We start from the raw sequence: 21,565 nt of genomic DNA, 5'->3' as shown, positions 1-21,565 counted from the left end.
GCCGGGGGTACCCCCACGCGCCCCTTATAGGCCGGGCGGCTGCCTCAGCGCGGGTCGAGGCCCTTCGCGAGCAGCCACTGCAGGGGGTCGATGGCGGCGCCGCCGGCCGGGCGCACCTCGAAGTGGAGGTGCGGGCCGGTGGAGTTGCCGGAGTTGCCCGAGTAGGCGATGACCTCGCCCGCCTTGACGGAACCGGAACGGATCTTGGTGCTGCTGAGGTGGCAGTACCAGGTCTCGGTGCCGTCCGGGGAGGTGACTATGGCCATGTTGCCGTAGGAGCTGTTCCACTGGGTGCGGACGGTGCCGTCGGTCGCGGCCATCACGGGGGTCCCGTAGCTGACCGGGAAGTCGATGCCGGTGTGGACCGACATCCAGTTGACGCCGGCCTGGCCGAAGTAGGCGCTGAGGCCCTTCTGCGTCACCGGGAGCACGATCTTGGGCCGGGCGGCTTCCTTGGCGGCGGCCGCGGCGGCCTGTTTCTGTTTCTCGACCGCCTGGCGCTCCTTGAGGTCCAGCCGCTCCTGGGTCCGGCTGGCCCGCTCCGCGAAGTCGTCGGCCTTGCGGCTGACCCCGGCGAGCTGTTGGTCGAGCTTGCTGGTGGTGGTGCCGGTGGAGCCGTCGGCCTGGGTCTTGGTGGTGCCCGTTCCGGCGGTGGTCGTGGTCACGGCGGCGGCCGCGCAGGCCGCGACGCCCACGACGGCCACGGAGGGCACGGCGATGGTCAGCAGCGCCGAGCGCTTGGCGGGGCGCCGGCGACGGCTGCGGGCTGCGCTTCGCGCGGCGCTTCGCGGGCCGGGGGCGGCGGGCTCTGCTGCGGTTTCGGGCTCGGGCTCCGCCTCGGGCTCTTCGTACGCTTCGTGAGCTTCGTACGAGAACTCGGGTTCGGCCTCGGGCTCGGGTTCCGGCTCGTAGTAGACCTGGAACTCGGGGGTGGGCTCGACGTACTGCGGCTGCTCTGCGTACGGCTGGTGGTACTGCTGCTGGTGGTAATCCGAGTACTGCTGCTCCGGGTAGGTCTCGTAGGCGTATGCCTCGGTGTACACGGCACCGCCGGGTACCGCACCGCCCGGCACCGCGCCGAAGAGCGGATCGTCGTCCGCGTACACGGCACCCACGGCCCCGTAGGAGCTGTAGTTCGGATCGTTCACCGCTTCTCTTTCGCCTCGGCAGCACGAGAATTAGCGGCGACTGTATCCCCCTGCGGGCGGCGGGGACAATCTTCGGCAGGTTTCGGGCACGCGCAATGCTTTGTGTTCGATACGGTTTCGACGGCTGTGCCGTCCTACGCGGCGTTCACGGTGTCGGAAGCCAGTTCCTCGCCCATCAGTGCCTGTCGGATCCCGGCCGCGACGGCCGCGTGCACGGGCATGGTGAGATGTCCGATTCCGGCGATGTGCACATTCCGGGTGGCGAGATCCGCGTGGTCGAGACGGGCGGTTTCGACCGGATTCATCAATTCGTCGAGGTCGCTCCAGAAAGCGACGAAGCGGGTGCGGCAGCCCGGGGCGGGTCTGGTGAGCTCCTCCATGAGTTCGGAATCGGGCCGCATCTGGCGGACGATCGGGTGCGGGTTGAGCAGGGGTGCGGCCCGGGTGCCGGAGTGCGGGGTGCCCAGGGTGACCAGGGTGCGGACCCGGCGGTCGCCGCCGAGGCGCTGTACGTAGTAGCGCGCGATCAGGCCGCCGAGGCTGTGGCCGACGATGTCGACCTGGCTGTGGCCGGTGCGTTCGCAGGTCTGTTCGATGTGGTGGCCCAGCAGGGCGGCGGCGGCGCGGATGTCGCAGGTGAGGGGTGAGTAGTTGAGCCCCTGGACGTGCGTCCAGCCGTGCCGGCGCAGGGAGCGGCGCAGCAGTGCGAACACCGAGCGGTTGTCCGCGAAGCCGTGCATGAGGAGGACGGGCGGGTGCGCGCCGGGTCCGGGGGCGGGGATTCGCGGCATTTCCGCGAGCTCGGCGTCGCGTTCCTGGAAGATTCCGGTCGGATAGAGGAGCAGATGCCCGGTCAGGATCGCGATCTCGACAGCGGCAGCTCGTACGTATGCCGCTTGGCGCAGCAGACGATCTGCGGCTCCGAAAGACAGGACGCCCATGGCCCACCTCCCGTGCACGGCACGCCGGGATCCGTCCCTGTCCCCCGTGTGCCGAAGAACGCGGGGGCCCGCGCGCGGCCCCCGGTCTGAGCAGGTGCCGTCTGCGGGCCCGACGCGTTGCGAACTTGTACGTGTCCCATATGTGATTTCCCCTTCTGGCAGCTTCGTAAAACTGTCCGGGTAAGGGATGCTGGCGATAACGTTCGTTTACTCGTACGAGGGAGGCAGCGATGGGCGTGTCCGGACCGATCCGCGTCGTGGTGGCCAAGCCGGGGCTCGACGGCCATGACCGGGGGGCCAAGGTCATCGCCCGGGCCCTGCGGGACGCGGGCATGGAGGTCATCTACACCGGCCTCCACCAGACCCCGGAGCAGATCGTCGACACCGCCATCCAGGAGGACGCCGACGCCATCGGGCTGTCCGTTCTGTCCGGCGCCCACATGACCCTCTTCGCCAAGGTCCTGGACCTGCTCCGGGACCGCGACGCGGCCGACATCAAGGTCTTCGGCGGCGGCATCATCCCCGACGCCGACATCGCCCCCCTCAAGGCGCTCGGCGTCGCTGAGATCTTCACCCCGGGCACGCCGACCGGCGCCGCGGTGGACTGGGTCCGCGCGAACGTACGGCAGCCGGCCGAGGCCTGAGCTGCCCGAGGCCTGAGCTGCCCGAGGCCTGAGCTGTCCGAGGCGTGGGCTATCCGAGTTCGGCCAGCATCTCGGCCCGCAGCCGCAGCGTCCCGACGAGCCGCTGGAAGGCCTCCGCCCAGTAGGTGCCCGCGCCGGGCGTGGCGTCGGCGGACTCGTCCGGTATCGCCGTGAGCGGCGTGGCCCGGTCCGCCTCCGCCGGGTCCAGGCAGCGCTCCGCCAGGCCCATGACGCCGCTGAAGCTCCACGGGTAGTTCCCGGCGTCCCGGGCGATGTCGAGCGCGTCGACCACCGCCCGGCCCAGCGGCTCGGCCCAGGGCACCGCGCACACGGCGAGCATCTGGAAGGCCTCGGACAGCCCGTTCGACGCGATGAACCGGGCCACCCAGGCCGCGCGCTCCTGAGGCGGCAGCACGGACAGCAGCTTCGCCGGGTCCCCGACCGGCGCCTGCCCCAGCAGGGCCCGCGCCCAGTCCGCGTCCCGCTGCCGCACCGCCGCCCGGCACCAGGCCGCGTGCAGGTCGCTCTGCCACTCGTCCGCCACCGGCAGTCCGATGATCTGCTCCGGAGTGCGGCCCCCGAACCGCTCCCGCCATGCCGCCAGCGGTGTCGCGTCCACCAGCTGCCCGAACCACCACGCCCGCTCCCCGCGGCCCGCCGGGGGCACCGGCACGATGCCGTCCCGCTCCATCGCGGTATCGCACTCGTACGGAGCCTCCACGACGATCCGCTCCCCGGCTACGGCCATCGACACACAGCTCCGGGCCCGGCCCGCCATCCGCGCCCCCAGCGCCGAGCCCGGCAACGCCGACAGCAGCTCGGCGGCCGTCGCCCGCACATTGCGGCTCCGGTCCGACAGTGCCTGCTCCAGGAACGGCTCGTCGGCCGGTGACAGGCCCTCGCGCAGCGAGTCCACGAACATCAGCCGGTCCTCGGCCCGCTCCGTCGCCCAGGTCGTACGCAGCAGCGCGAGCGCCGCCTCCGGGTCGCGTGCGCGCAGCTGCGCGAGGTGGGCCACGCGCTCCGCGAAGAGGCCCTCCTCCCATACGCCGGGATCGAGCCGGGGCGCCATGGCCCCCGTGCGGAGCGCGTACCGCCAGTCCGGGTTCAGCCCCGCCAGCCACAGCGCCCTGGGGCCCGCCAGCGTGAGTGCCTCCGCCCTCAGGTCCGTGCGTGCCCGCGCCGCGTCCAGCAGCGCCGGCAGCAGCGCGGGCGGCGCCGCGTATCCGCGTGCGTTCGCCGCCGCCAGCCACTGCGGCAGCAGCTCCCCCAGATTCGGCGCCGCGCCCCGCCGGCCCCCGCCCGCCCCCGCGCTCTTGCGGTCAGCCAGCAGCAGCGCCAGCCGTCGCCGGGCCGCGTCCGGCAGCGACGGGCGGCTGTCCGGCTGCGCGGGGGCCGGTCGCTCGCCTGCCGTCGCCGGGCGCAGCCCCGCACGACGTCTTACGGTTTCCGTAGCCGCCGTCGCCAGCAGGGCGGTCGGCTCGCCGCCCCTGCGGTCCGTGCCCAGCAGGGCCGTGCCGATCAGATCCGGCCAGGTCATCGTCCGGCTCTCCCTTCGTCGTGGTATCCGTGCGGCTGCCTTTGACCCGTCCTCACAGCGGCAGCGCCACCCCGTCCGTCCCCCACACCGTGAACGGCTGGAAGCCGCGATGCCCCAGCTCACCGAAGACCGTGACGGGGTGCCCTCCGGAGACCGCGGCGAGCTGCCAGGGCGTGGCGCGGGCCGCGAGCGGGAGCGCGTCAACGCCGTCCGCGTCGGCGAGCTGCCACCCCGTGGGCGCCGGTATGGGGACGACGCCGGTGAGGACGACGGGCCAGGCGTCGAGCCAGGGGTCGTCGGCGAGGGCGGCGCCGTAGGAGGAGAGGGCGGGCCCGACGGCCGTGCCGGGCGGGACGGGGCCCGGGGAAGGGGCGCCGTAGGCGGGGCCGAGGGCGGCGCGCAGCGGGCGGGCGGCGGGGTGGTACGAGAGGCCGGCGTCGAGGCAGAGACCGACGGGGAGGGCGAGCTCGGGCGCACGGCCGGCCGCGCCGAAGGAGAGCAGAAGGGCCGGACGCCCTCCGGAGACGCCGTGCAGCCAGATGCGACGGGTCGTCAGCCGGTCATCGGCGGTGTCGTGCTGGGCCAGGACCAGCCAGCGGTCACGTACGGCGTCCGTCCCGGCGGCGCTGGTGAAGCCGACCCGCGTACGGACCGTGGCGGCCAGCGCCTCCGGGAGCCGGTCCTGCCGTGCGTACCCCTGGGTGAGCAGGTGAAGCAGCGATGCCTCCTCCAGCAGCCGGGCCGGCCAGTCCCCGCCCGCACCGACCACCGCCCCCAGCTCCCGCACCCGCGAGGCGAGTCCCGGCGCCTGGGCGTCGACCATGCGCGCGGCGACCTCGTCCCACTGCCCGTAGCCCTCCCGCTCCGCGCCGGCCAGCCCGCCGCGCAGCAGATCGGCGAGCCGCCGGTCGAGCTCGGCGGCACCCGCCGCCACCCGGGCCGCCCGCCGCTCGGCCCGTTGCCGGGCGGCGGCCGGGTCGGCGACCCCGGCCGAGGCGGGTGCGGGCCGCTCCTCCCGCTCCCGCCGGGCGTCCAGCCAATCGGTCACCCAGTCGGGGCCCCGGTCGGCCGCGTCGGGCACCGAGCCGCCGGACCACAGGAGCAGCAGCCCGATCGCGTGCTTGCAGGGGAACTTGCGGCTCGGGCAGCTGCACTTGTAGCCGGGCCCGGCCATGTCGATGGCCGTGCGGTACGGATTGCCGCCGCTGCCCGCGCACAGCCCCCACAGCGCCGAGCCGGCCGTGCCCGTGCCGGACCAGGGCGCGGGCGCCGCGAGCCCGGCCCCGGCCTTGCGTGACGAGGCGTCAGGGGCCAGTGCCAGAACCTGGTCCGCCGTCCACCGCTGCAGCTGTTCTGCTCCTTCTTCCGCCATGTCAACGACGGTAGAGGCAGGCACTGACAATCGGGCCCGGGCCGATTGTCAGTGCCGTGATGCATCGTTGGAACCACGGACGGCCCGCGGTGAGAACGGGGGCTGACGGGTCGTCCGTTCCATTCGACGTGCGTGAAAAAAGGGGGACCGGCTACTCATGTCTGTCGACGACACCACGCTCCGGCCGCATGCCGAGGACGCGTTCGCCCATGAGCTCAAGGCCCTCGCGGCGGCCGACGACCGGCCGCGTCCCGCCCGCTGGAACCTGTCGCCGTGGGCGGTGGCGACCTACCTGCTGGGCGGGGCGCTCCCGGACGGCACGGTCATCACACCGAAGTACGTGGGCCCGCGACGGATCGTCGAGGTCGCCGTCACGACGCTGGCCACGGACCGGGCGCTGCTGCTGCTCGGCGTGCCGGGCACGGCCAAGACCTGGGTGTCCGAACACCTGGCGGCGGCGGTCAGCGGGGATTCGACGCTGCTGGTCCAGGGCACCGCCGGCACGCCGGAGGAAGCCATCCGCTACGGCTGGAACTACGCGCAGCTGCTCACGAACGGCCCGAGCCGGGACGCGCTGGTGCCCAGCCCGGTCATGCGGGCGATGGCCGAGGGCCGGATCGCGCGGGTGGAGGAGCTGACCCGGATCCCGGCGGATGTGCAGGACACGCTGATCACGATCCTGTCCGAGAAGACCCTGCCGATACCGGAGCTGGGCTCCGAGACGCAGGCCGTCCGCGGCTTCAATCTGATCGCGACCGCCAATGACCGCGACCGGGGGGTCAACGACCTGTCCAGCGCGCTGCGGCGGCGTTTCAACACCGTGGTGCTGCCGTTGCCCGCGTCGGTGGAGGACGAGGTCGACATCGTCACCCGCCGGGTCGGCCAGCTCGGCCGCTCGCTGGAGCTGCCGGCCCTGCCGGACGGCACGGACGAGATCCGCCGCGTCGTCACGGTCTTCCGCGAGCTGCGCGGCGGAGTGACCGCCGACGGGCGTACGAAGGTCAAGTCGCCCTCCGGGACGCTCTCCACGGCCGAGGCGATCTCGGTGGTGACCAGCGGGCTGGCGCTGGCGGCGCACTTCGGCGACGGGGTGCTGCGGGCGGGCGATGTCGCGGCCGGCCTGCTGGGCGCGGTGATACGCGATCCGGCGGCGGACCGGGTGGTGTGGCAGGAGTACCTGGAGACGGTGGTCCGCGAGCGGGACGGCTGGAAGGACTTCTACCGGGCCTGCCGGGAGGTGTCGCGATGACCACTGCGACCACTGCTCTGCTCGGCGTGCGGCATCACGGGCCCGGGTCCGCCCGGGCGGTGCGCGCGGCCCTGGACCGGTACGAGCCGGGGATCGTGCTGATCGAGGGCCCGCCGGAGGCGGACGCGGTGGTGGGGCTGGCCGCCGACGAGGGGATGCGGCCGCCGGTCGCCTTGCTGGCGCACGCCGTGGACGACCCGTCGCGGGCCGGGTTCTGGCCGTTCGCGGAGTTCTCGCCGGAGTGGACGGCGATCCGCTGGGCGCTCGCCCGGGAGGTGCCGGTGAGCTTCATCGACCTCCCCGCCGCGCACTCGCTGGCGGCGCGGGACGGCGAGGACGGCCCGCAGGGCGCCCAGGAGGACGTCCGGGTCGATCCCCTCGCCGTGCTCGCCGAGACGGCCGGTTTCGACGACCCCGAGCGGTGGTGGGAGGACGCCGTGGAGCACCGAGGGAGCGAGGCCGACCCGCTGGGCGCCTTCGAGGCGCTGGGCGAGGCCATGGGGGCGCTGCGGGAGGCGTACGGGGACGGGGGCCACCCGGAGGACGCGGTGCGGGAGGCGCACATGCGGCTGCGGATACGGCAGGCCGGCCGCGAGCACGAGCGGGTGGCCGTGGTGTGCGGAGCGTGGCATGTCCCGGCACTGGCCGGGAAGGCCACGGCCACCTCCGACCGGGCGCTGCTCAGGGGGCTGCCCAGGGTGAAGGTCGAGATCACCTGGGTGCCGTGGACGCACCGGCGGCTGTCGAGGTCGAGCGGATACGGGGCGGGGATAGCGTCGCCGGGCTGGTACCGGCATCTGTTCACCGCCCCCGACCGGCCGGTGACCCGCTGGATGACAAAGGTCGCCGGGCTCCTGAGGGAGGAGGACCTGCCGGTGTCCTCCGCGCACGTCATCGAGGCGGTGCGGCTCGCCGACACCCTCGCCGCGATGCGCGGCCGGCCGCTCGCCGGGCTGAGCGAGACAACCGACGCCGTACGGGCGGTGATGTGCGACGGCTCCGACATACCGCTGGCCCTCATACGCGACCGCCTGGTCGTCGGCGATGTCCTCGGCGAGGTGCCGGACGGCGCGCCCGCCGTTCCCCTGGCGCGCGACCTGGCGCGCGAGCAGCGCCGGCTCCGCCTGAAGGGCGAGGCGGCGGAACGGGAGGTGGAGCTGGACCTGCGCAAGGACACGGACGCCGGCCGGAGCCGGCTGCTGCACCGGCTGCGGCTGCTGGGCATCGGCTGGGGCGAGCTCATACCCTCCCGCTCCGGGACCGGGACCTTCCGGGAGACCTGGCGGCTGCGCTGGGAGCCCGAGCTGGCGGTCCAGGTGGCCGAGGCGGGCATCTGGGGCACCACGGTCCGCTCCGCCGCGACGGCGAAGGCCGAGGACGCCGCCGTCGGCGCGACGGCGCTGGCCGAGGTCACCGGGCTCGCCGAGCGCTGCCTGCTCGCGGACCTGCCGGACGCGCTGCCGACGGTCATGCGGGTGCTGGCCGACCGGGCCGCCCTCGACGCGGATGTCGCACACCTGGCGGCGGCGCTGCCGGCCCTCGTACGGGCCGTGCGCTACGGCGATGTGCGCGGCACGGACTCCGCCGCGCTGGAGGAGGTCGCGCGCGGCCTGGCCGAGCGGGTCTGCATCGGCCTGCCGCCCGCGTGCGGAAGCCTCGACGCGGACGCTGCGGCGGAGATGCGGGGGCATGTGCGGGCGGTGCACCAGGCCGTGGGCCTGCTCCGCGACGACGAGCTGGGGGAGCGGTGGGCTGCGGTCCTGCGGGGGCTCGCCGAGCGGGACGGGAGCGTACCGGGGGTGCTGCGGGGGAGCGCGACGCGGCTGCTGGTCGACGGAGGCCGGATCGAGGGGGAGGAGGCCGAGCGGCTGATGGGGCTCGCCCTGTCGTCGGGCACGGCGCCGCAGGACGCGGCCGGGTGGGTGGAGGGCTTCCTGAGCGGCGGCGGGATGCTGCTCGTCCACGACGAGCGGCTGCTGGGGCTGGTGGACGGCTGGCTGTCGTCGGTGCCGGGGAGCGCCTTCGACGATGTGCTGCCGCTGCTGCGGCGTACGTTCGCCGAGTTCGAGCCGGGGGTGCGGCGGACGCTGGGGGAGCTGGTCCGGCGGGGCAAGACGGCGGAGGCCGGTGACGCGGCCGGGTTCGGCGCGGGGCTCGATGCGGCCAGGGCCGATGCGGTGCTGCCGACGGTGCGGCTGCTGCTGGGCGGGCTGGGTGGCGAAAGGGGATGGCATGACTGACGAACGACTGCGGCGCTGGCGTCTCGTGCTGGGCGGGGGACCGGCCGACGGCACCGGGCAGGAGCTGGCGGGGCGGGACGCCGGGATGGACCGGACGTTGGGGGCGCTGTACGGGGGACAGGGCGGCGAGCCGCGTACCGCCGGGCTGGGCGGGTCGGCGCCGCAGGTGGCGCGGTGGCTGGGGGACATCCGGGAGTACTTCCCGACGTCCGTCGTGCAGGTGATGCAGCGGGACGCCATAGACCGGCTCGGGCTGTCCGCGCTGCTGCTGGAGCCGGAGATGCTGGAGGCGGTGGAGGCCGACGTACACCTGGTGGGGACTCTGCTGTCGCTGCACAAGGCGATGCCGGAGACGACCAGGCAGACCGCCCGGGCCGTCGTCCGCAAGGTGGTCGACGACCTGGAGAAGAAGCTGGCGACCCGGACTCGGGCGACGGTGGGCGGTGCGCTGGACCGGTCGGCGAGGGTGAACCGCCCCCGGCACCGCGACATCGACTGGGACCGCACGATACGGGCCAACCTGAAGAACTACCTCCCCGAACAACGGACGATCGTGCCGGAGCGGCTGGTGGGCCACGGCCGGGCCTCGCAGGCGGTGAAGAAGGATGTCGTGCTGTGCATCGACCAGTCCGGGTCGATGGCGGCGTCCGTCGTCTACGCGTCGGTCTTCGGGGCGGTGCTGGCCTCGATGCGGAGCATCGACACCAAGCTGGTGGTCTTCGACACCTCCGTCGTGGATCTGACCGACCGGCTGGAGGATCCGGTCGATGTCCTGTTCGGCACACAGCTCGGCGGCGGCACGGACATCAACCGGGCGCTCGCCTACTGCCAGTCCCTGATCACCCGGCCCGCCGAGACCGTCGTCGTCCTCATCAGCGATCTGTACGAGGGCGGGATACGCGACGAGATGCTGAAGCGGGTCGCCTCGATGAAGGCGGCCGGCGTGCAGTTCGTGGCGTTGCTCGCGCTGTCCGACGAGGGCGCGCCGTCCTACGACCGGGAGCACGCGGCGGCGCTGGCCGCGCTGGGGGCGCCGGCTTTCGCGTGTACACCGGATCTCTTCCCGGAGATCATGGCGGCGGCCATCGAGAAGCGGCCACTGCCGGTGCCGGATCCCACCGCCTGAGGCCGCTGCCTGAGCCGCTCTGTGACTGTTCTCACCGCCCCCGATCGAGCTGCGAATTTCCGGTGCACCCCGCACGGGGATAACCTGCGAGACGGACATGCCGCGTGCTCGGACGACGTGTGCGCCCCCGTACGACCGGTCCGAATGATCCGGATTCGTGCGAAGACGTCAAGCGACGACCCCGTGGCGGCACGCTCAGGCAGACAAGCAACCCGCGATTACCAAGGACGGACGCGCGTGGACCTGTTCGAGTACCAGGCGAGGGACCTCTTCGCCAAGCACGGTGTACCGGTGCTGGCCGGTGAAGTCATCGAAACGCCTGAGGCGGCGCGCGAGGTGGCAGAGCGCCTGGGCGGCCGCGCGGTCGTCAAGGCACAGGTGAAGGTCGGTGGCCGAGGCAAGGCCGGCGGCGTGAAGCTGGCCTCCGACCCGGATGACGCGGTCGTCAAGGCCGAGGCCATTCTGGGCATGGACATCAAGGGCCACACGGTCCACAAGGTGATGCTGGCCCAGACCGCGGACATCGCGGAGGAGTACTACGTCTCCTTCCTGCTGGACCGCACCAACCGCACCTTCCTCGCCATGGCCTCCGTCGAGGGCGGTGTCGAGATCGAGGTCGTCGCCGAGGAGAACCCCGAGGCGCTGGCCAAGATCCCGGTGGACGCCATCGAGGGCGTGACCGAGGCGAAGGCCCGCGAGATCGTCGAGGCGGCGAAGTTCGCGCCGGAGCTGCACGACCAGATCGTGGAGGTCCTGAAGACGCTGTGGAAGGTCTTCATCGAGGAGGACGCCCTCCTCGTCGAGGTGAACCCGCTGGTCAAGACCGGTGACGGCAAGGTCATTGCGCTCGACGGCAAGGTCTCCCTGGACGAGAACGCCGAGTTCCGCCAGCCGGGCCACGAGGCGCTGGTCGACCACGCCGCGGCGAACCCGCTGGAGGCCGCGGCCAAGGCCAAGAACCTCAACTACGTCAAGCTCGACGGTGAGGTCGGCATCATCGGCAACGGCGCGGGTCTCGTCATGAGCACCCTGGACGTCGTCGCGTACGCCGGTGAGAAGCACTCCGGCGTCAAGCCGGCCAACTTCCTCGACATCGGCGGCGGCGCGTCCGCCCAGGTGATGGCGAACGGCCTGGAGATCATCCTCGGCGACCCGGACGTCAAGTCCGTGTTCGTCAACGTCTTCGGTGGCATCACCGCCTGTGACGAGGTCGCCAACGGCATCGTCCAGGCCCTCGCGCTCCTTGAGGAGAAGGGCGAGGCGGTCACCAAGCCGCTCGTCGTCCGCCTCGACGGCAACAACGCGGACCTGGGTCGCAAGATCCTCTCCGACGCCAACCACCCGCTCGTGCAGCGCGTGGACACCATGGACGGCGCGGCTGACAAGGCCGCCGAGCTCGCGGCCGCGAAGTAAGGGAAGAGGGACTCCAGAACCATGGCTATCTTCCTCACCAAGGACAGCAAGGTCATCGTCCAGGGCATGACCGGCGCCACCGGCATGAAGCACACCAAGCTCATGCTGGCCGACGGCACCAACATCGTCGGCGGTGTGAACCCGCGCAAGGCGGGCACCACCGTTGACTTCGACGGCACCGAGGTACCGGTCTTCGGCTCGGTCGCCGAGGCCATCGAGGCCACCGGCGCCAACGTCAGCGTCCTGTTCGTGCCGCCGGCCTTCGCCAAGGCCGCCGTCATCGAGGCCATCGACGCCGAGATCGGCCTCGCGGTCGTCATCACCGAGGGCATCGCGGTCCACGACTCCGCCGCCTTCTGGGCGTACGCGTCCAGCAAGGGCAACAAGACCCGGATCATCGGCCCGAACTGCCCCGGCCTGATCACCCCCGGCCAGTCCAACGCGGGCATCATCCCGGGCGACATCACCAAGCCCGGCCGGATCGGTCTGGTGTCGAAGTCCGGCACGCTGACCTACCAGATGATGTACGAGCTCCGTGACATCGGCTTCTCCTCGGCCGTCGGCATCGGTGGCGACCCGGTCATCGGCACCACCCACATCGACGCGCTCGCGGCCTTCGAGGCCGACCCCGACACCGACCTGATCGTCATGATCGGCGAGATCGGCGGCGACGCGGAGGAGCGGGCGGCGGACTACATCGCCAAGAACGTGACCAAGCCGGTCGTCGGCTACGTCGCGGGCTTCACCGCCCCCGAGGGCAAGACCATGGGCCACGCGGGCGCCATCGTCTCCGGTTCGTCGGGCACCGCCCAGGCGAAGAAGGAGGCCCTGGAGGCCGCCGGCGTCAAGGTCGGCAAGACCCCGTCGGAGACGGCGCTGCTCGCGCGCGCCATCCTCGAGGGCTGATTCTCTGCCTCACCGGTCGCGGGCCCGCTCCCTTCGGGGGGCGGGCCCGTCGCCGTTCACCCGTGCCTCGGCCTCGCCCGGACAGGCCTAGCGGGGCGCGGCCTCCCCGCACCACGCGTCGTACGGCGTGCAGCTCGATGCGCCGCGGCGCAGCTCGGTGTCCTCCGTGCTGTCCTGCGTGTTCGGGGGCTCGCGTACGGACGCGGCCGCCGGCGGGGGCGCGGCCGTCCGGTGCGCCGGCTCCAGCACGACGGCCGCGCCGATGCCGGCGGCCACGGCGGCCGTCAGCGCCAGCGCGCCGAGCGTCTGGCACCGTATGCGGCGTTCGCTGCGCCGCCGTACGGAGGCGGGCGTCTGCCGGGCCGTATGGGCTTCGTCCGGCGATTGCAGCAGTTCGGCCAGCCGGGTGCCCGCGCCCTCGCCGAGCGCGGCGCGGGCCCGCATGATGCGGGCGGCGGCAGCGGCCGTGCTCGCGGCGGTCTCGGCGGCGGTCTCGGGGAGGTCCAGGCCCAGGCCGTCGTAGAGGAGGACCGTACGCCGGGAGGCCGGCGGCAGCCGCAGCAGCGCGGTGCGCAGGGCGACGGCGGGGCCGGTGGTGGCGCGGCGGCGCGGGCGGCGGCCGGGGAGCCGGCGCCGCCAGGGGGCCAGGGCGTGGTCGTAGGCCGCCGCCCGGATCCAGGCCACGGGGTCGGGATCGACGGCGACGGCGGGCCAGTGCTGCCAGGCGAGGCCGAAGGCGTGCCGTACGGCACGGCGGGCGAGCCGGGGGTTGCCGGTCAGCAGCTCGACCTGGCGGACGAGGGGGCTCGCGCAGTGCGTGTGGAGGGAGTCGAAGGCCGATGCGGGGGCCGATGGCTCGGTGCGTGATGAAGCGATAAGCCGCATAGCGTCATATTCAGCGACACGACGGTCATTCGCATGCTGCCGGGGCGAAAGGGGTGTTCTTGGCAGCATGGGGTGCCGTGAGCAGCCACCTGCGCGACCGCGTCCCGTCCCTGCGCTCCCTGCGCTCCCTGCGCTCCCTGCCGTCTCTGCGATCTCTGCGACCCATGCTGTCCCTGAACGAGCGCGGCCCGGCGGCCTTCGTGGGGGGCGTGGCGGCGGCCGGGCTCGGGCTGGGGGCGGCGGCCGTTCTGGTGCTCTTCCTGTGGATCATCTCGCCCTATCCGGACAGCGGCGGCATCGAGGGAGCCCTGCATGTCGCGGCCGATGTCTGGCTGCTCGCGCATGGCGTGGGCCTGGTACGGACCGAGACGCTCTCCGGGGCCCCCGCCCCCGCCGCCCTGACGCCGCTGCTGCTGGTCGCGCTCCCCGCGTGGCTGCTCTTCCGGGCGGGCGCGGACGCGATCGCCGAGGACCACCACAGCCTGTCCCTGCTGGGCTGGCTCGTCGGCGGCTACACGGCGGTGGGCGCCTGCGCCGTGCTCTACACCTCGTACGGACCCGTGCGCAGCGACGCGCTCGCCGCACTGCTGCACCTCCCGCTCTTCGCCGCGCTCGCGGCCGGGGCCGGGGTGTGGGCCGAGCGGGGGCGCCCGCCGCTTCCGCTGCCCGGTGTGCTGCCGCGCGAGGCGACCGTGGCCGCCCTGCGGGCGGCCGCGGCGGGCGCCGCGGTGCTCGTCGGCGGTGGGGCGCTGCTCACGGCCGTCTCGCTGGCGTGGCACGCGGGCGCGTCCGCGGACGACTTCGGGCAGCTGAGCGGGGCCCTGGCCGGGCAGTTGGCGGTGCTGCTGCTCGCGGCCGCGTTCGTCCCGAACGCCGCCGTGTGGGGCGCGTCGTACGCCTTGGGCCCCGGCTTCACCGTCGGCGCCGGCAGCGCGGTGGGCCCGGGCCGGGCCTTCGGGTATCCCGTGCTTCCGGATTTCCCGCTGCTGTCCGCGCTGCCGGGGGAAGGCCGTGGCACGGCGCTGAGCTGGGCGGTGCTGGTGCTTCCGGTGTGCGCGGGGGTGGTGCTCGGGCACTTCACCGTCGCCCGTCGCCGCACGGCCTGGGCCACGACCGGGGTGGCGGCCTCGGCCGCGCTGCTCTGCGGTCTGGCGATGGGGCTGCTGGCCGCGGTCGCCTCCGGGCCGGTCGGCGCCGGCGCGATGGCCGGCTTCGGGCCTTCGGTGTGGCTCACGGCGGCGGCCGCGGCGGGCTGGACGGTGGCCGTCGGTGTCCCGGCGGCGCTTGTGCTGCGGTGGCAGCGGCTCCGGGACGAGGGCTGAGTCAGCCCGTGCTGTCGATCACGTCCCGCAACGGCGTCGGCAGCAGCTTGGCGCAGGCGTCACGGGAGGACGAGGTGAGGGCGTCCTGCGTGCACTCGTAGTAGTCCTGGTAGATGAGATGGAAGCTGAAACTGGCGGCGACCAGGAGAAGGGCGACGCCGCCGGTGACGATGCCGCTGCGGGCGGCGGTGCGCTGGGGTTTGAGGGCGAGGTCGCCCGACGGCGGGGTGGGGCGGGGGTCCGTGTCGTGGACGGGGGCGCGGGAGAGGGCGGCGGCCGCGGCGGCGCGGGCGTCGGCGCGCTGCTCGGGCTTCATGCGCAGGGCGGAAAAGCCCCAGTAGATGGCGAGGGTGCCGAGGAGGAGGGAGAAGGAGGTCCAGCCGAGGAGGGCGAAGAACAGGCCCCACATGCCGGAGATGAGGGAGTAGCGGGCGCGCCGCTGGGCGGGGTCGGTGGGGTCGAAGCGGGAGGGGCCGGAGCCGTCGGGGCCGCCGGAGCCGTCGGGGCGGGGGCCGCCGAGGCCGCCGTCCTGGGGGCCGGGCTGGTGGCCGCCCCACGGGCCGCTCCAGGCGGGCGGCGGGGGCGGCGGCGGGGGAGTGGGCCGGCCATCCCCGGGCTCACCGCTGCCGCCGCTACCACCGCTGTCACCGTCGGGACGGCGCGGCTGCCACGGCTGTTCGGGCGCGTCCTCGGGTGGCGGAGCGAAGGGGTTGTCCTGCTGCTCCGGGGAACGCTCCGTGTTGCTGCCGCTGCTCATGGTTGCTCGCGTCATCCCCTACCGCTGTTCGTCTCGTGTCAGATCGGTCACGTCCGCTACGCGCGTACGCCTTTACTCCCCGCAGACGCTACCCTCCGCGTGCTCCCCCGTCCCGTGGGGGCCGGGCGGAGTGCCGGTATCGTTGCTGACGGTCGGCGGCCTCGTAGGGTTCCCTGGAATCCGAGGGCCTTCCGGCTCGTATGAACCTCCAAGCCGAGAAGCCGAGACACCGGGACCCCGCCGTGGCTGCTTATCCCCCGCCCGACCGCATCGTCGTGCTCGTCTCCGGTTCGGGCACCAACCTCCAGGCCCTGCTGGACGCGGGCGCGAACATCGTCGCCGTCGGCGCGGACCGTGAGGGCATCGCCGGCCTGGAGCGCGCCGAGCGCGCCGGGCTGCCGGTCTTCGTACGGAAGGTGAAGGACTACGGGAGCCGTGAGGAGTGGGACGCGGCGCTGACCGAGGCCGTGGCCTCCTACCGGCCCGGCCTCGTGGTGTCGGCGGGGTTCATGAAGATCGTGGGCAAGGAGTTCCTGGCCCGGTTCGGGGGCCGGGTCGTCAACACGCATCCGGCTCTGCTCCCCAGCTTCCCCGGCGCGCACGGGGTGCGGGACGCGCTCGCGTACGGGGCGAAGGTGACCGGCTGCACGGTCCACTTCGTGGACGACGGCGTGGACACCGGGCCGATCATCGCGCAGGGCGTGGTGGAGGTCCGGACCGAGGACACCGAGGAAGCGCTCCACGAGCGCATCAAGGAAGTCGAGCGAAAGCTGCTCGTCGACGTCGTGGGGCGGCTGTCCCGCGATGGATATCGCATTGAGGGACGAAAGGTTCTGTTGCCGTGAGCAAGCGGGAGATCCGACGGGCGCTGGTCAGCGTCTATGACAAGACCGGGCTGGAGGAGCTGGCTCGCGGCCTGCACGAGGCCGGTGTGGAGCTGGTGTCCACGGGTTCCACCGCGGCCCGCATCGCCGCCGCCGGGGTGCCGGTGACCAAGGTCGAGGAGCTGACCGGCTTCCCGGAGTGCCTGGACGGCCGGGTCAAGACGCTGCACCCGCGCGTGCACGCCGGGATCCTCGCCGACCTGCGGCTGGAGGACCACCAGCGGCAGCTCGCCGAGCTGGGGGTGGCCCCCTTCGAGCTGGTGGTCGTCAACCTGTACCCGTTCAAGGAGACGGTCGCCTCGGGCGCGTCGGACGACGAGTGCGTCGAGCAGATCGACATCGGCGGCCCGTCCATGGTCCGTGCCGCCGCCAAGAACCACCCGTCGGTGGCCGTCGTCACCAGCCCCGAGCGCTACGCGGACGTGCTCGCCGCCGTCCGCGAGGGCGGCTTCGACCTCACCCAGCGCAAGCGGCTGGCCGCCGAGGCCTTCCAGCACACCGCCGCGTACGACGTGGCCGTCGCGAGCTGGTTCGCGGGTGGCTACGCCCCCGCCGACGACAACCCCTTCCCGGACTTCCTGGGCGCCACCTACGAGCGCCAGAGCGTGCTGCGCTACGGCGAGAACCCGCACCAGGCGGCCGCGCTGTACGTGGACGGCTCGGCCGGCCTCGCCAATGCGGAGCAGCTGCACGGCAAGGAGATGTCGTACAACAACTACGTCGACACCGACGCCGCGCGCCGGGCCGCGTACGAGCACGAAGAGCCGTGCGTGGCGATCATCAAGCACGCCAACCCCTGCGGCATCGCGGTCGCCGCCGATGTCGCCGAGGCCCACCGCAAGGCGCACGCCTGCGACTCGTTGTCGGCCTTCGGCGGGGTCATCGCCGTCAACCGGCCGGTGAGCGTGGCGATGGCCGAGCAGGTCGCGGAGATCTTCACCGAGGTCATCGTCGCGCCCGGGTACGAGGACGGCGCGGTCGAGGTGCTGGCCCGCAAGAAGAACATCCGCGTTCTGCGCGCGCCCGAGGCGCCGTGCCACGTCAAGGAGTTCCGGCCGATCGAGGGCGGGGTGCTGCTCCAGGAGAAGGACCTCCTGCAGGCCGAGGGCGACGACCCGGCCAACTGGACGCTGGCCACCGGCGAGCCGCTGACGGACGACGAGCTGGCCGAACTGGCCTTCGCCTGGCGGGCCTGCCGGGCGGTGAAGTCCAACGCGATCCTGCTCGCCAAGGACGGCGCCACGGTCGGCGTCGGCATGGGCCAGGTCAACCGGGTCGACTCCGCCAAGCTCGCGGTCCAGCGGGCCGGTGCGGAGCGCGCGGCCGGTTCGTACGCGGCGTCCGACGCCTTCTTCCCCTTCCCGGACGGCTTCGAGGTGCTGGCCGAGGCGGGCGTGAAGGCCGTGGCGCAGCCGGGCGGTTCGATGCGGGACGAGCTGGTCGTGGAGGCCGCCAAGAAGGCGGGCGTGACGATGTACCTCACGGGGACGCGGCACTTCTTCCACTGACGTGGTGTCGGCATGAGAAGGGCCGCCCCCGATGCATTCGGGGGCGGCCCTTCGCGTACAGCGCGAGCAGCACGTACAGCGCGCGCAGCGCCTCAGTAGCGCGGGCGGTTGAACCAGGCGGCGGTCTCGGCCTTGGCCGAGAAGACGATCACCAGGATGCCCAGCACCAGTGTGAAGACGGACAGGATGCCGCCGATCACGAGGCTGGCGAGGCTGATGACCACGATCAGCGAGCCGAGGAGGATCGCCCCGGCGCGCGTGCTGGGACCGCCGGTCTTGAACTTCGCGGCCATCGCCATGCACAGCGCGCCGATCGCGATCTCGAACACCCCGATGAACCAGCTGATTCCGGTGTAGTCGGAGAACTCGCCCGTGTCGTCGGCGGCCGACAGCCAGCTGGCGAAGGCGAAGAAGATCAGCGCGAAGATGATCTCCAGAACGCCCACCACGATGAGCAGCACACGGGCGCCCTTCGGCCCCGGGGGCATCAGCTGGGGGCCGCCCGGGCCGCCCGGATATCCGTACGGAACCTGCGGCTGCTGCGGCTGCTGCGGGTAGCCCCAGCCGGGCTGCGGCTGGGCAGGCTGCTGCGGGTAGCCGTACGGCTGCTGGTGAGGCTGCTGTCCGTAGGGATTCGGGGGACCGGGCGGGTAACTCACGTGAGTCTTCCTCCGAGCGGATGGGTGCGGAGATGGGGACGCCGCATCATTCTTATCGGATCATTACTTGGTTTTGACCACGACCGACTTGATGATCTTGTCAGCGAAGGTCTGCTTCTTGCTGTCCCACAGCGGCCACAGGTAGCCGATCGCGCAGCAGAAGGAGTCCAGGACGTGGGCCAGCCGGCGGACGAAGGCCATACCGAAGCCGAGCACCTGCCCGTCGGCCTCGCGCAGCACCGCGATGCCCAGCGCCTTCTTGCCGGGCGTCTGGCCCTTGGTGCCTTCCTGGTACGCGAAGAAGAGGCCGCCGGCGAACATCAGCAGGCCGCCGATCGCGATGAGCGGGAAGGCGTAGCCCGGGTAGTCGGGGGAGCAGGAGGAGTAGGCGCTGCTGGTGGAGCAGCTGGTCGCCGCGCCGACGAAGCCGGAGTAGCCGATCCCGTACAGGATGAGCGCCGGGCTGAGGATCAGCATGTCGAGCAGCAGCGCACCCAGGCGCGCACCCCAGCTCGCGAACGGGGGCATGCCGGGGACCGGCCCGCCCGGGTACCCGCCCTGGCCGTAACCCGGGGCCGGGTAGCCGCCGCCGGGACCGCCCGGGTAGCCCTGCTGGGGATAGCCCTGCTGCTGCGGGAAGGGCGGCTGCTGGGGGTAGCCGTAGCCGGGCTGGGGCTGCGGGGCGCCCGCCGGGGGCTGCTGGGGGTAGCCGTAGGGCTGCTGCGGCTGCTGGGGCGGCTGACCCTGGGGCGGCTGACCCTGCGGAGGCTGCTGACCGTAAGGGTTGTTGGGACCGGGCGGATAGGTCACTTGCGGAATCCTCCGAGCGGGGACGTATGTGTCCGGAGTTGATTAACGGGACGAGTGCACATCGTCCTTGCCAGGCCGCCGCACTGTCCAGCGCCAGGTACGTACGGTTACCTGACGCGGACCTGAGAGGATGGGGCCATGACTGCCCAGATTCTCGATGGCAAGGCCACTGCCGCCGCGATCAAGTCCGAACTGTCCACCCGCGTCGAGGCGCTCCGGGCGCGGGGCATCACCCCGGGCCTGGGCACGCTGCTGGTCGGCGACGACCCGGGCAGCCGCTGGTACGTCGCGGGCAAGCACCGCGACTGCGCGGAGGTCGGGATCGCCTCCATCCAGCGCGAACTGCCCGGAACCGCCACCCAGGAGGACATCGAGGCGGTCGTCCGGGAGCTCAACGACAACCCCGAGTGCACCGGCTACATCGTGCAACTCCCCCTCCCCAAGGGCATCGACACCAACCGCGTCCTGGAGCTGATGGACCCGGCCAAGGACGCCGACGGCCTGCACCCCATGAGCCTCGGCCGGCTGGTGCTGAACGAGCCCGGCCCGCTGCCCTGCACCCCCAACGGCATCGTGGAGCTGCTGCGCCGCCACAAGGTGGAGATCAACGGCGCGCATGTCGCCGTGGTCGGGCGAGGCGTCACCGTGGGCCGCTCCATCGGCCTGCTGCTGACCCGCAAGTCCGAGAACGCCACCGTGACGCTGTGCCACACCGGCACCCGTGACCTGGGCGCGGTGCTGCGCCAGGCCGACATCATCGTCGCGGCGGCGGGCGTCACGCACCTGGTGAAGCCGGAGTACGTGAAGCCGGGCGCGGCCGTTCTGGACGTGGGCGTCAGCCGGGACGAGAGCGGCAAGATCGTCGGCGATGTCCACCCGGGTGTGGCCGAGGTCGCGGACTGGATCTCCCCGAACCCGGGCGGGGTCGGCCCGATGACCCGCGCGATGCTGCTGGCGAACGTCGTCGAGGCCGCCGAGACGGCGGCGCAGGGCCATGCCGGCTGAACCCGGCAGCCGTCGCTTCCCCGCCTGGACCCGCACCACCGCCCGCCCCGAGGGCGGCGGCCGCGCCATAGGGGGCCACGCCCCCGCGCCGGCCCGCCAGTGGCCGATCCTGCTGGTGCTGGGCGGGGTCGCGCTCGGCCTGCTGCTCACCGCGGCGGGCACCTTCCGGGCCGGCATCGTGCTGATCGGCGCGAGCCTGCTGGCGGGCGGGCTGCTGCGCTGGCTGCTGCCGTCGGTGGGCATGCTCGCGGTGCGCAGCCGGTTCACGGATGTGATCACGTACGTGGTCCTGGGCACCGTCATCGTGCTGCTGGCGCTGATGGCCCAGCCGGACCCGGTGCTGGAGTTCCCGTTCCTGGAGGACGTCGTCCGCTTCTCGGTCCGCTAGGGCCTGTCCGGGCGCGCATGCCGGTGCCCCGCCCTCCCCCCGTGGAAGGGCGGGGCACCGGTCCTCCTCATTCCCCTGTGACAGTGGTCAGACCACGCTCAGCGTGTTGTAGTACGCGACCTTCCAGCTCTTCGTCCTGTTGATCCAGAACGAGTACTTGTTGTTGCTGCGCTTGAGCGTGAAGTCGTGGGCGAACCCGTCGTACGTCCCATTGCCGTCCGTGGTCGTGCCGTTGTCCCGGGACAGGTACTTGTTGGCGAAGGCGAAGGTCTTCGTCCCGACGATGCCGTCGACGGCGAGCCCGGCGCCGAACTCGGAGTTCATGAGCTTCTGCCACTGCTTGGTGGCGTACTTGGTGTTCGCGCCGAACTTTCCGTCGATGTCGGCGTAGTCGAACGTCGTGCCGTTGCTCTCCTTCACCCCGTCCGACCAGAGGATCTTCTGCCACAGGGCCACGGCGTTGCCCTTGGCGTGCGACGTGGTGGACAGGTTGCCCTCGCCCTTCAGGTCGTCCTTCCAGGTGCCCTTGCCGTCGATGTAGCCGGTGCCCGTGGTCGCGTGCGCGGCCGGGGCCAGGGCGAGTCCGCCGCCGAGGAGGGCGGCGGCGGCCGTGGCGGCCGTCAGGTGCCTGCTGATGCGCATGTGCGGGTCCTTCCCCCGTGATTTCAGGTGCTGCTGCGGTGCTGCTGTGGTGCGGCTCCGAAGCTACGGGCGGCGGGGACGGGCGGTCGTCGGACGGACGGTTGAGCTTTCGTGAAACCAGCGCGG

General features: G+C 72.7%; 19 protein-coding genes and 1 pseudogene. 11 read left to right on the top strand and 9 right to left on the bottom strand.

Annotated features, from left to right (window positions below; translation table 11 throughout):
- Positions 1-44 precede the first annotated feature (44 nt).
- Positions 45-935 (bottom strand): annotated as a pseudogene (locus tag OG607_RS17440) (M23 family metallopeptidase); the annotation flags it as partial.
- Positions 936-1,282: 347 nt separating this feature from the next.
- Positions 1,283-2,089, bottom strand: a complete 807-nt coding sequence (locus OG607_RS17435; RefSeq protein WP_405724095.1) for an esterase/lipase family protein — start codon at positions 2,087-2,089, stop codon at positions 1,283-1,285.
- 230 nt (positions 2,090-2,319) lie between these two features.
- On the opposite strand from OG607_RS17435, the gene OG607_RS17430 reads away from it, so the two are divergent.
- A complete protein-coding gene (locus OG607_RS17430; protein ID WP_405724094.1) occupies positions 2,320-2,733 on the top strand; it encodes a cobalamin B12-binding domain-containing protein in 414 nt (137 codons plus the stop codon).
- Between the two features lie 49 nt (positions 2,734-2,782).
- Here OG607_RS17430 and OG607_RS17425 read toward each other — a convergent pair whose 3' ends face one another.
- Positions 2,783-4,273: a DUF5691 domain-containing protein gene (locus OG607_RS17425; RefSeq protein WP_405724093.1), complete on the bottom strand. Its 1,491-nt coding sequence runs from the start codon at positions 4,271-4,273 to the stop codon at positions 2,783-2,785.
- Between the two features lie 52 nt (positions 4,274-4,325).
- Entirely contained in the window at positions 4,326-5,645 is a 1,320-nt protein-coding gene (locus OG607_RS17420; protein WP_405724092.1) for an SWIM zinc finger family protein, read from the bottom strand.
- Between the two features lie 157 nt (positions 5,646-5,802).
- On the opposite strand from OG607_RS17420, the gene OG607_RS17415 reads away from it, so the two are divergent.
- From OG607_RS17415 to sucD, 5 genes are all read left to right on the top strand, one after another.
- Positions 5,803-6,894 carry an AAA family ATPase gene (locus OG607_RS17415; RefSeq protein WP_405724091.1) on the top strand — a complete coding sequence of 364 codons (1,092 nt, stop codon included), beginning with the start codon at positions 5,803-5,805 and terminating at the stop codon, positions 6,892-6,894.
- Positions 6,891-9,134, top strand: a complete 2,244-nt coding sequence (locus OG607_RS17410) for a DUF5682 family protein (protein WP_405724090.1) — start codon at positions 6,891-6,893, stop codon at positions 9,132-9,134. Before OG607_RS17415 ends, OG607_RS17410 begins: the two co-directional genes overlap by 4 nt.
- Positions 9,127-10,260: a VWA domain-containing protein gene (locus tag OG607_RS17405; protein WP_405724089.1), complete on the top strand. Its 1,134-nt coding sequence runs from the start codon at positions 9,127-9,129 to the stop codon at positions 10,258-10,260. The genes OG607_RS17410 and OG607_RS17405 overlap by 8 nt, the downstream gene beginning before the upstream one ends.
- 237 nt (positions 10,261-10,497) lie before the next feature.
- The gene (gene sucC / locus OG607_RS17400; RefSeq protein ID WP_405724088.1) at positions 10,498-11,673 is read left to right on the top strand and encodes an ADP-forming succinate--CoA ligase subunit beta; all 1,176 of its coding nucleotides are present in this window, start codon (positions 10,498-10,500) and stop codon (positions 11,671-11,673) included.
- Between the two features lie 21 nt (positions 11,674-11,694).
- On the top strand, positions 11,695-12,579 hold the full coding sequence (sucD, locus tag OG607_RS17395; protein WP_405724087.1) for a succinate--CoA ligase subunit alpha: 885 nt from the start codon (positions 11,695-11,697) through the stop codon (positions 12,577-12,579).
- 87 nt (positions 12,580-12,666) lie between these two features.
- On the opposite strand, the gene OG607_RS17390 is transcribed toward sucD, so the two are convergent.
- The gene (locus OG607_RS17390) at positions 12,667-13,464 is read right to left on the bottom strand and encodes a sigma factor-like helix-turn-helix DNA-binding protein (protein WP_405724086.1); all 798 of its coding nucleotides are present in this window, start codon (positions 13,462-13,464) and stop codon (positions 12,667-12,669) included.
- Between the two features lie 77 nt (positions 13,465-13,541).
- Here OG607_RS17390 and OG607_RS17385 point away from each other — a divergent pair, with 77 nt between their 5' ends.
- Positions 13,542-14,786 carry a DUF6350 family protein gene (locus OG607_RS17385; RefSeq protein WP_405724085.1) on the top strand — a complete coding sequence of 415 codons (1,245 nt, stop codon included), beginning with the start codon at positions 13,542-13,544 and terminating at the stop codon, positions 14,784-14,786.
- Position 14,787: 1 nt separating this feature from the next.
- Here OG607_RS17385 and OG607_RS17380 read toward each other — a convergent pair whose 3' ends face one another.
- Positions 14,788-15,558, bottom strand: coding sequence for a hypothetical protein (locus tag OG607_RS17380; protein WP_405724084.1), 771 nt, complete (start codon positions 15,556-15,558; stop codon positions 14,788-14,790).
- A 227-nt stretch (positions 15,559-15,785) separates the two neighbouring features.
- On the opposite strand from OG607_RS17380, the gene purN reads away from it, so the two are divergent.
- Complete coding sequence (gene purN / locus OG607_RS17375; protein WP_405724083.1) at positions 15,786-16,388, top strand: phosphoribosylglycinamide formyltransferase; 603 nt, start codon at positions 15,786-15,788, stop codon at positions 16,386-16,388.
- Positions 16,385-17,935 (top strand): bifunctional phosphoribosylaminoimidazolecarboxamide formyltransferase/IMP cyclohydrolase, encoded by a 1,551-nt coding sequence (gene purH, locus OG607_RS17370; protein WP_405724082.1) that lies wholly within the window; start codon positions 16,385-16,387, stop codon positions 17,933-17,935. The genes purN and purH overlap by 4 nt, the downstream gene beginning before the upstream one ends.
- 92 nt (positions 17,936-18,027) lie before the next feature.
- Here purH and OG607_RS17365 read toward each other — a convergent pair whose 3' ends face one another.
- Positions 18,028-18,594, bottom strand: a complete 567-nt coding sequence (locus OG607_RS17365; RefSeq protein WP_405724081.1) for a hypothetical protein — start codon at positions 18,592-18,594, stop codon at positions 18,028-18,030.
- A 63-nt stretch (positions 18,595-18,657) separates the two neighbouring features.
- Entirely contained in the window at positions 18,658-19,404 is a 747-nt protein-coding gene (locus OG607_RS17360; RefSeq protein ID WP_405724080.1) for an RDD family protein, read from the bottom strand.
- A gap of 138 nt (positions 19,405-19,542) precedes the next feature.
- On the opposite strand from OG607_RS17360, the gene OG607_RS17355 reads away from it, so the two are divergent.
- A complete protein-coding gene (locus tag OG607_RS17355) occupies positions 19,543-20,409 on the top strand; it encodes a bifunctional methylenetetrahydrofolate dehydrogenase/methenyltetrahydrofolate cyclohydrolase (protein WP_405724079.1) in 867 nt (288 codons plus the stop codon).
- Positions 20,399-20,797: a DUF3017 domain-containing protein gene (locus OG607_RS17350; RefSeq protein WP_405724078.1), complete on the top strand. Its 399-nt coding sequence runs from the start codon at positions 20,399-20,401 to the stop codon at positions 20,795-20,797. The genes OG607_RS17355 and OG607_RS17350 overlap by 11 nt, the downstream gene beginning before the upstream one ends.
- 87 nt (positions 20,798-20,884) lie before the next feature.
- Here OG607_RS17350 and OG607_RS17345 read toward each other — a convergent pair whose 3' ends face one another.
- The gene (locus OG607_RS17345; RefSeq protein WP_405724077.1) at positions 20,885-21,439 is read right to left on the bottom strand and encodes a peptidoglycan-binding protein; all 555 of its coding nucleotides are present in this window, start codon (positions 21,437-21,439) and stop codon (positions 20,885-20,887) included.
- Positions 21,440-21,565 lie beyond the last annotated feature (126 nt).

It is taken from the genome of Streptomyces sp. NBC_01537 (genome assembly GCF_045040445.1).
Taxonomy (GTDB): Bacteria; Actinomycetota; Actinomycetes; order Streptomycetales; family Streptomycetaceae; genus Actinacidiphila.
Note: the sequence above shows the minus strand (reverse complement) of the source record. Positions and strands in the feature narration are given on the sequence as shown.

Excerpts from the sequence above, each read along its gene's own strand:
- OG607_RS17435 (WP_405724095.1), bottom strand. The coding sequence starts at position 2,089 with ATGGGCGTCCTGTCTTTCGGAGCCGCAGATCGTCTGCTGCGCCAAGCG.
- OG607_RS17430 (WP_405724094.1), top strand. The coding sequence starts at position 2,320 with ATGGGCGTGTCCGGACCGATCCGCGTCGTGGTGGCCAAGCCGGGGCTC.
- OG607_RS17425 (WP_405724093.1), bottom strand. The coding sequence starts at position 4,273 with ATGACCTGGCCGGATCTGATCGGCACGGCCCTGCTGGGCACGGACCGC.
- OG607_RS17420 (WP_405724092.1), bottom strand. The coding sequence starts at position 5,645 with ATGGCGGAAGAAGGAGCAGAACAGCTGCAGCGGTGGACGGCGGACCAG.
- OG607_RS17415 (WP_405724091.1), top strand. The coding sequence starts at position 5,803 with ATGTCTGTCGACGACACCACGCTCCGGCCGCATGCCGAGGACGCGTTC.
- OG607_RS17410 (WP_405724090.1), top strand. The coding sequence starts at position 6,891 with ATGACCACTGCGACCACTGCTCTGCTCGGCGTGCGGCATCACGGGCCC.
- OG607_RS17405 (WP_405724089.1), top strand. The coding sequence starts at position 9,127 with ATGACTGACGAACGACTGCGGCGCTGGCGTCTCGTGCTGGGCGGGGGA.
- sucD (WP_405724087.1), top strand. The coding sequence starts at position 11,695 with ATGGCTATCTTCCTCACCAAGGACAGCAAGGTCATCGTCCAGGGCATG.
- OG607_RS17390 (WP_405724086.1), bottom strand. The coding sequence starts at position 13,464 with ATGCGGCTTATCGCTTCATCACGCACCGAGCCATCGGCCCCCGCATCG.
- OG607_RS17380 (WP_405724084.1), bottom strand. The coding sequence starts at position 15,558 with ATGACGCGAGCAACCATGAGCAGCGGCAGCAACACGGAGCGTTCCCCG.
- OG607_RS17355 (WP_405724079.1), top strand. The coding sequence starts at position 19,543 with ATGACTGCCCAGATTCTCGATGGCAAGGCCACTGCCGCCGCGATCAAG.
- OG607_RS17350 (WP_405724078.1), top strand. The coding sequence starts at position 20,399 with ATGCCGGCTGAACCCGGCAGCCGTCGCTTCCCCGCCTGGACCCGCACC.
- OG607_RS17345 (WP_405724077.1), bottom strand. The coding sequence starts at position 21,439 with ATGCGCATCAGCAGGCACCTGACGGCCGCCACGGCCGCCGCCGCCCTC.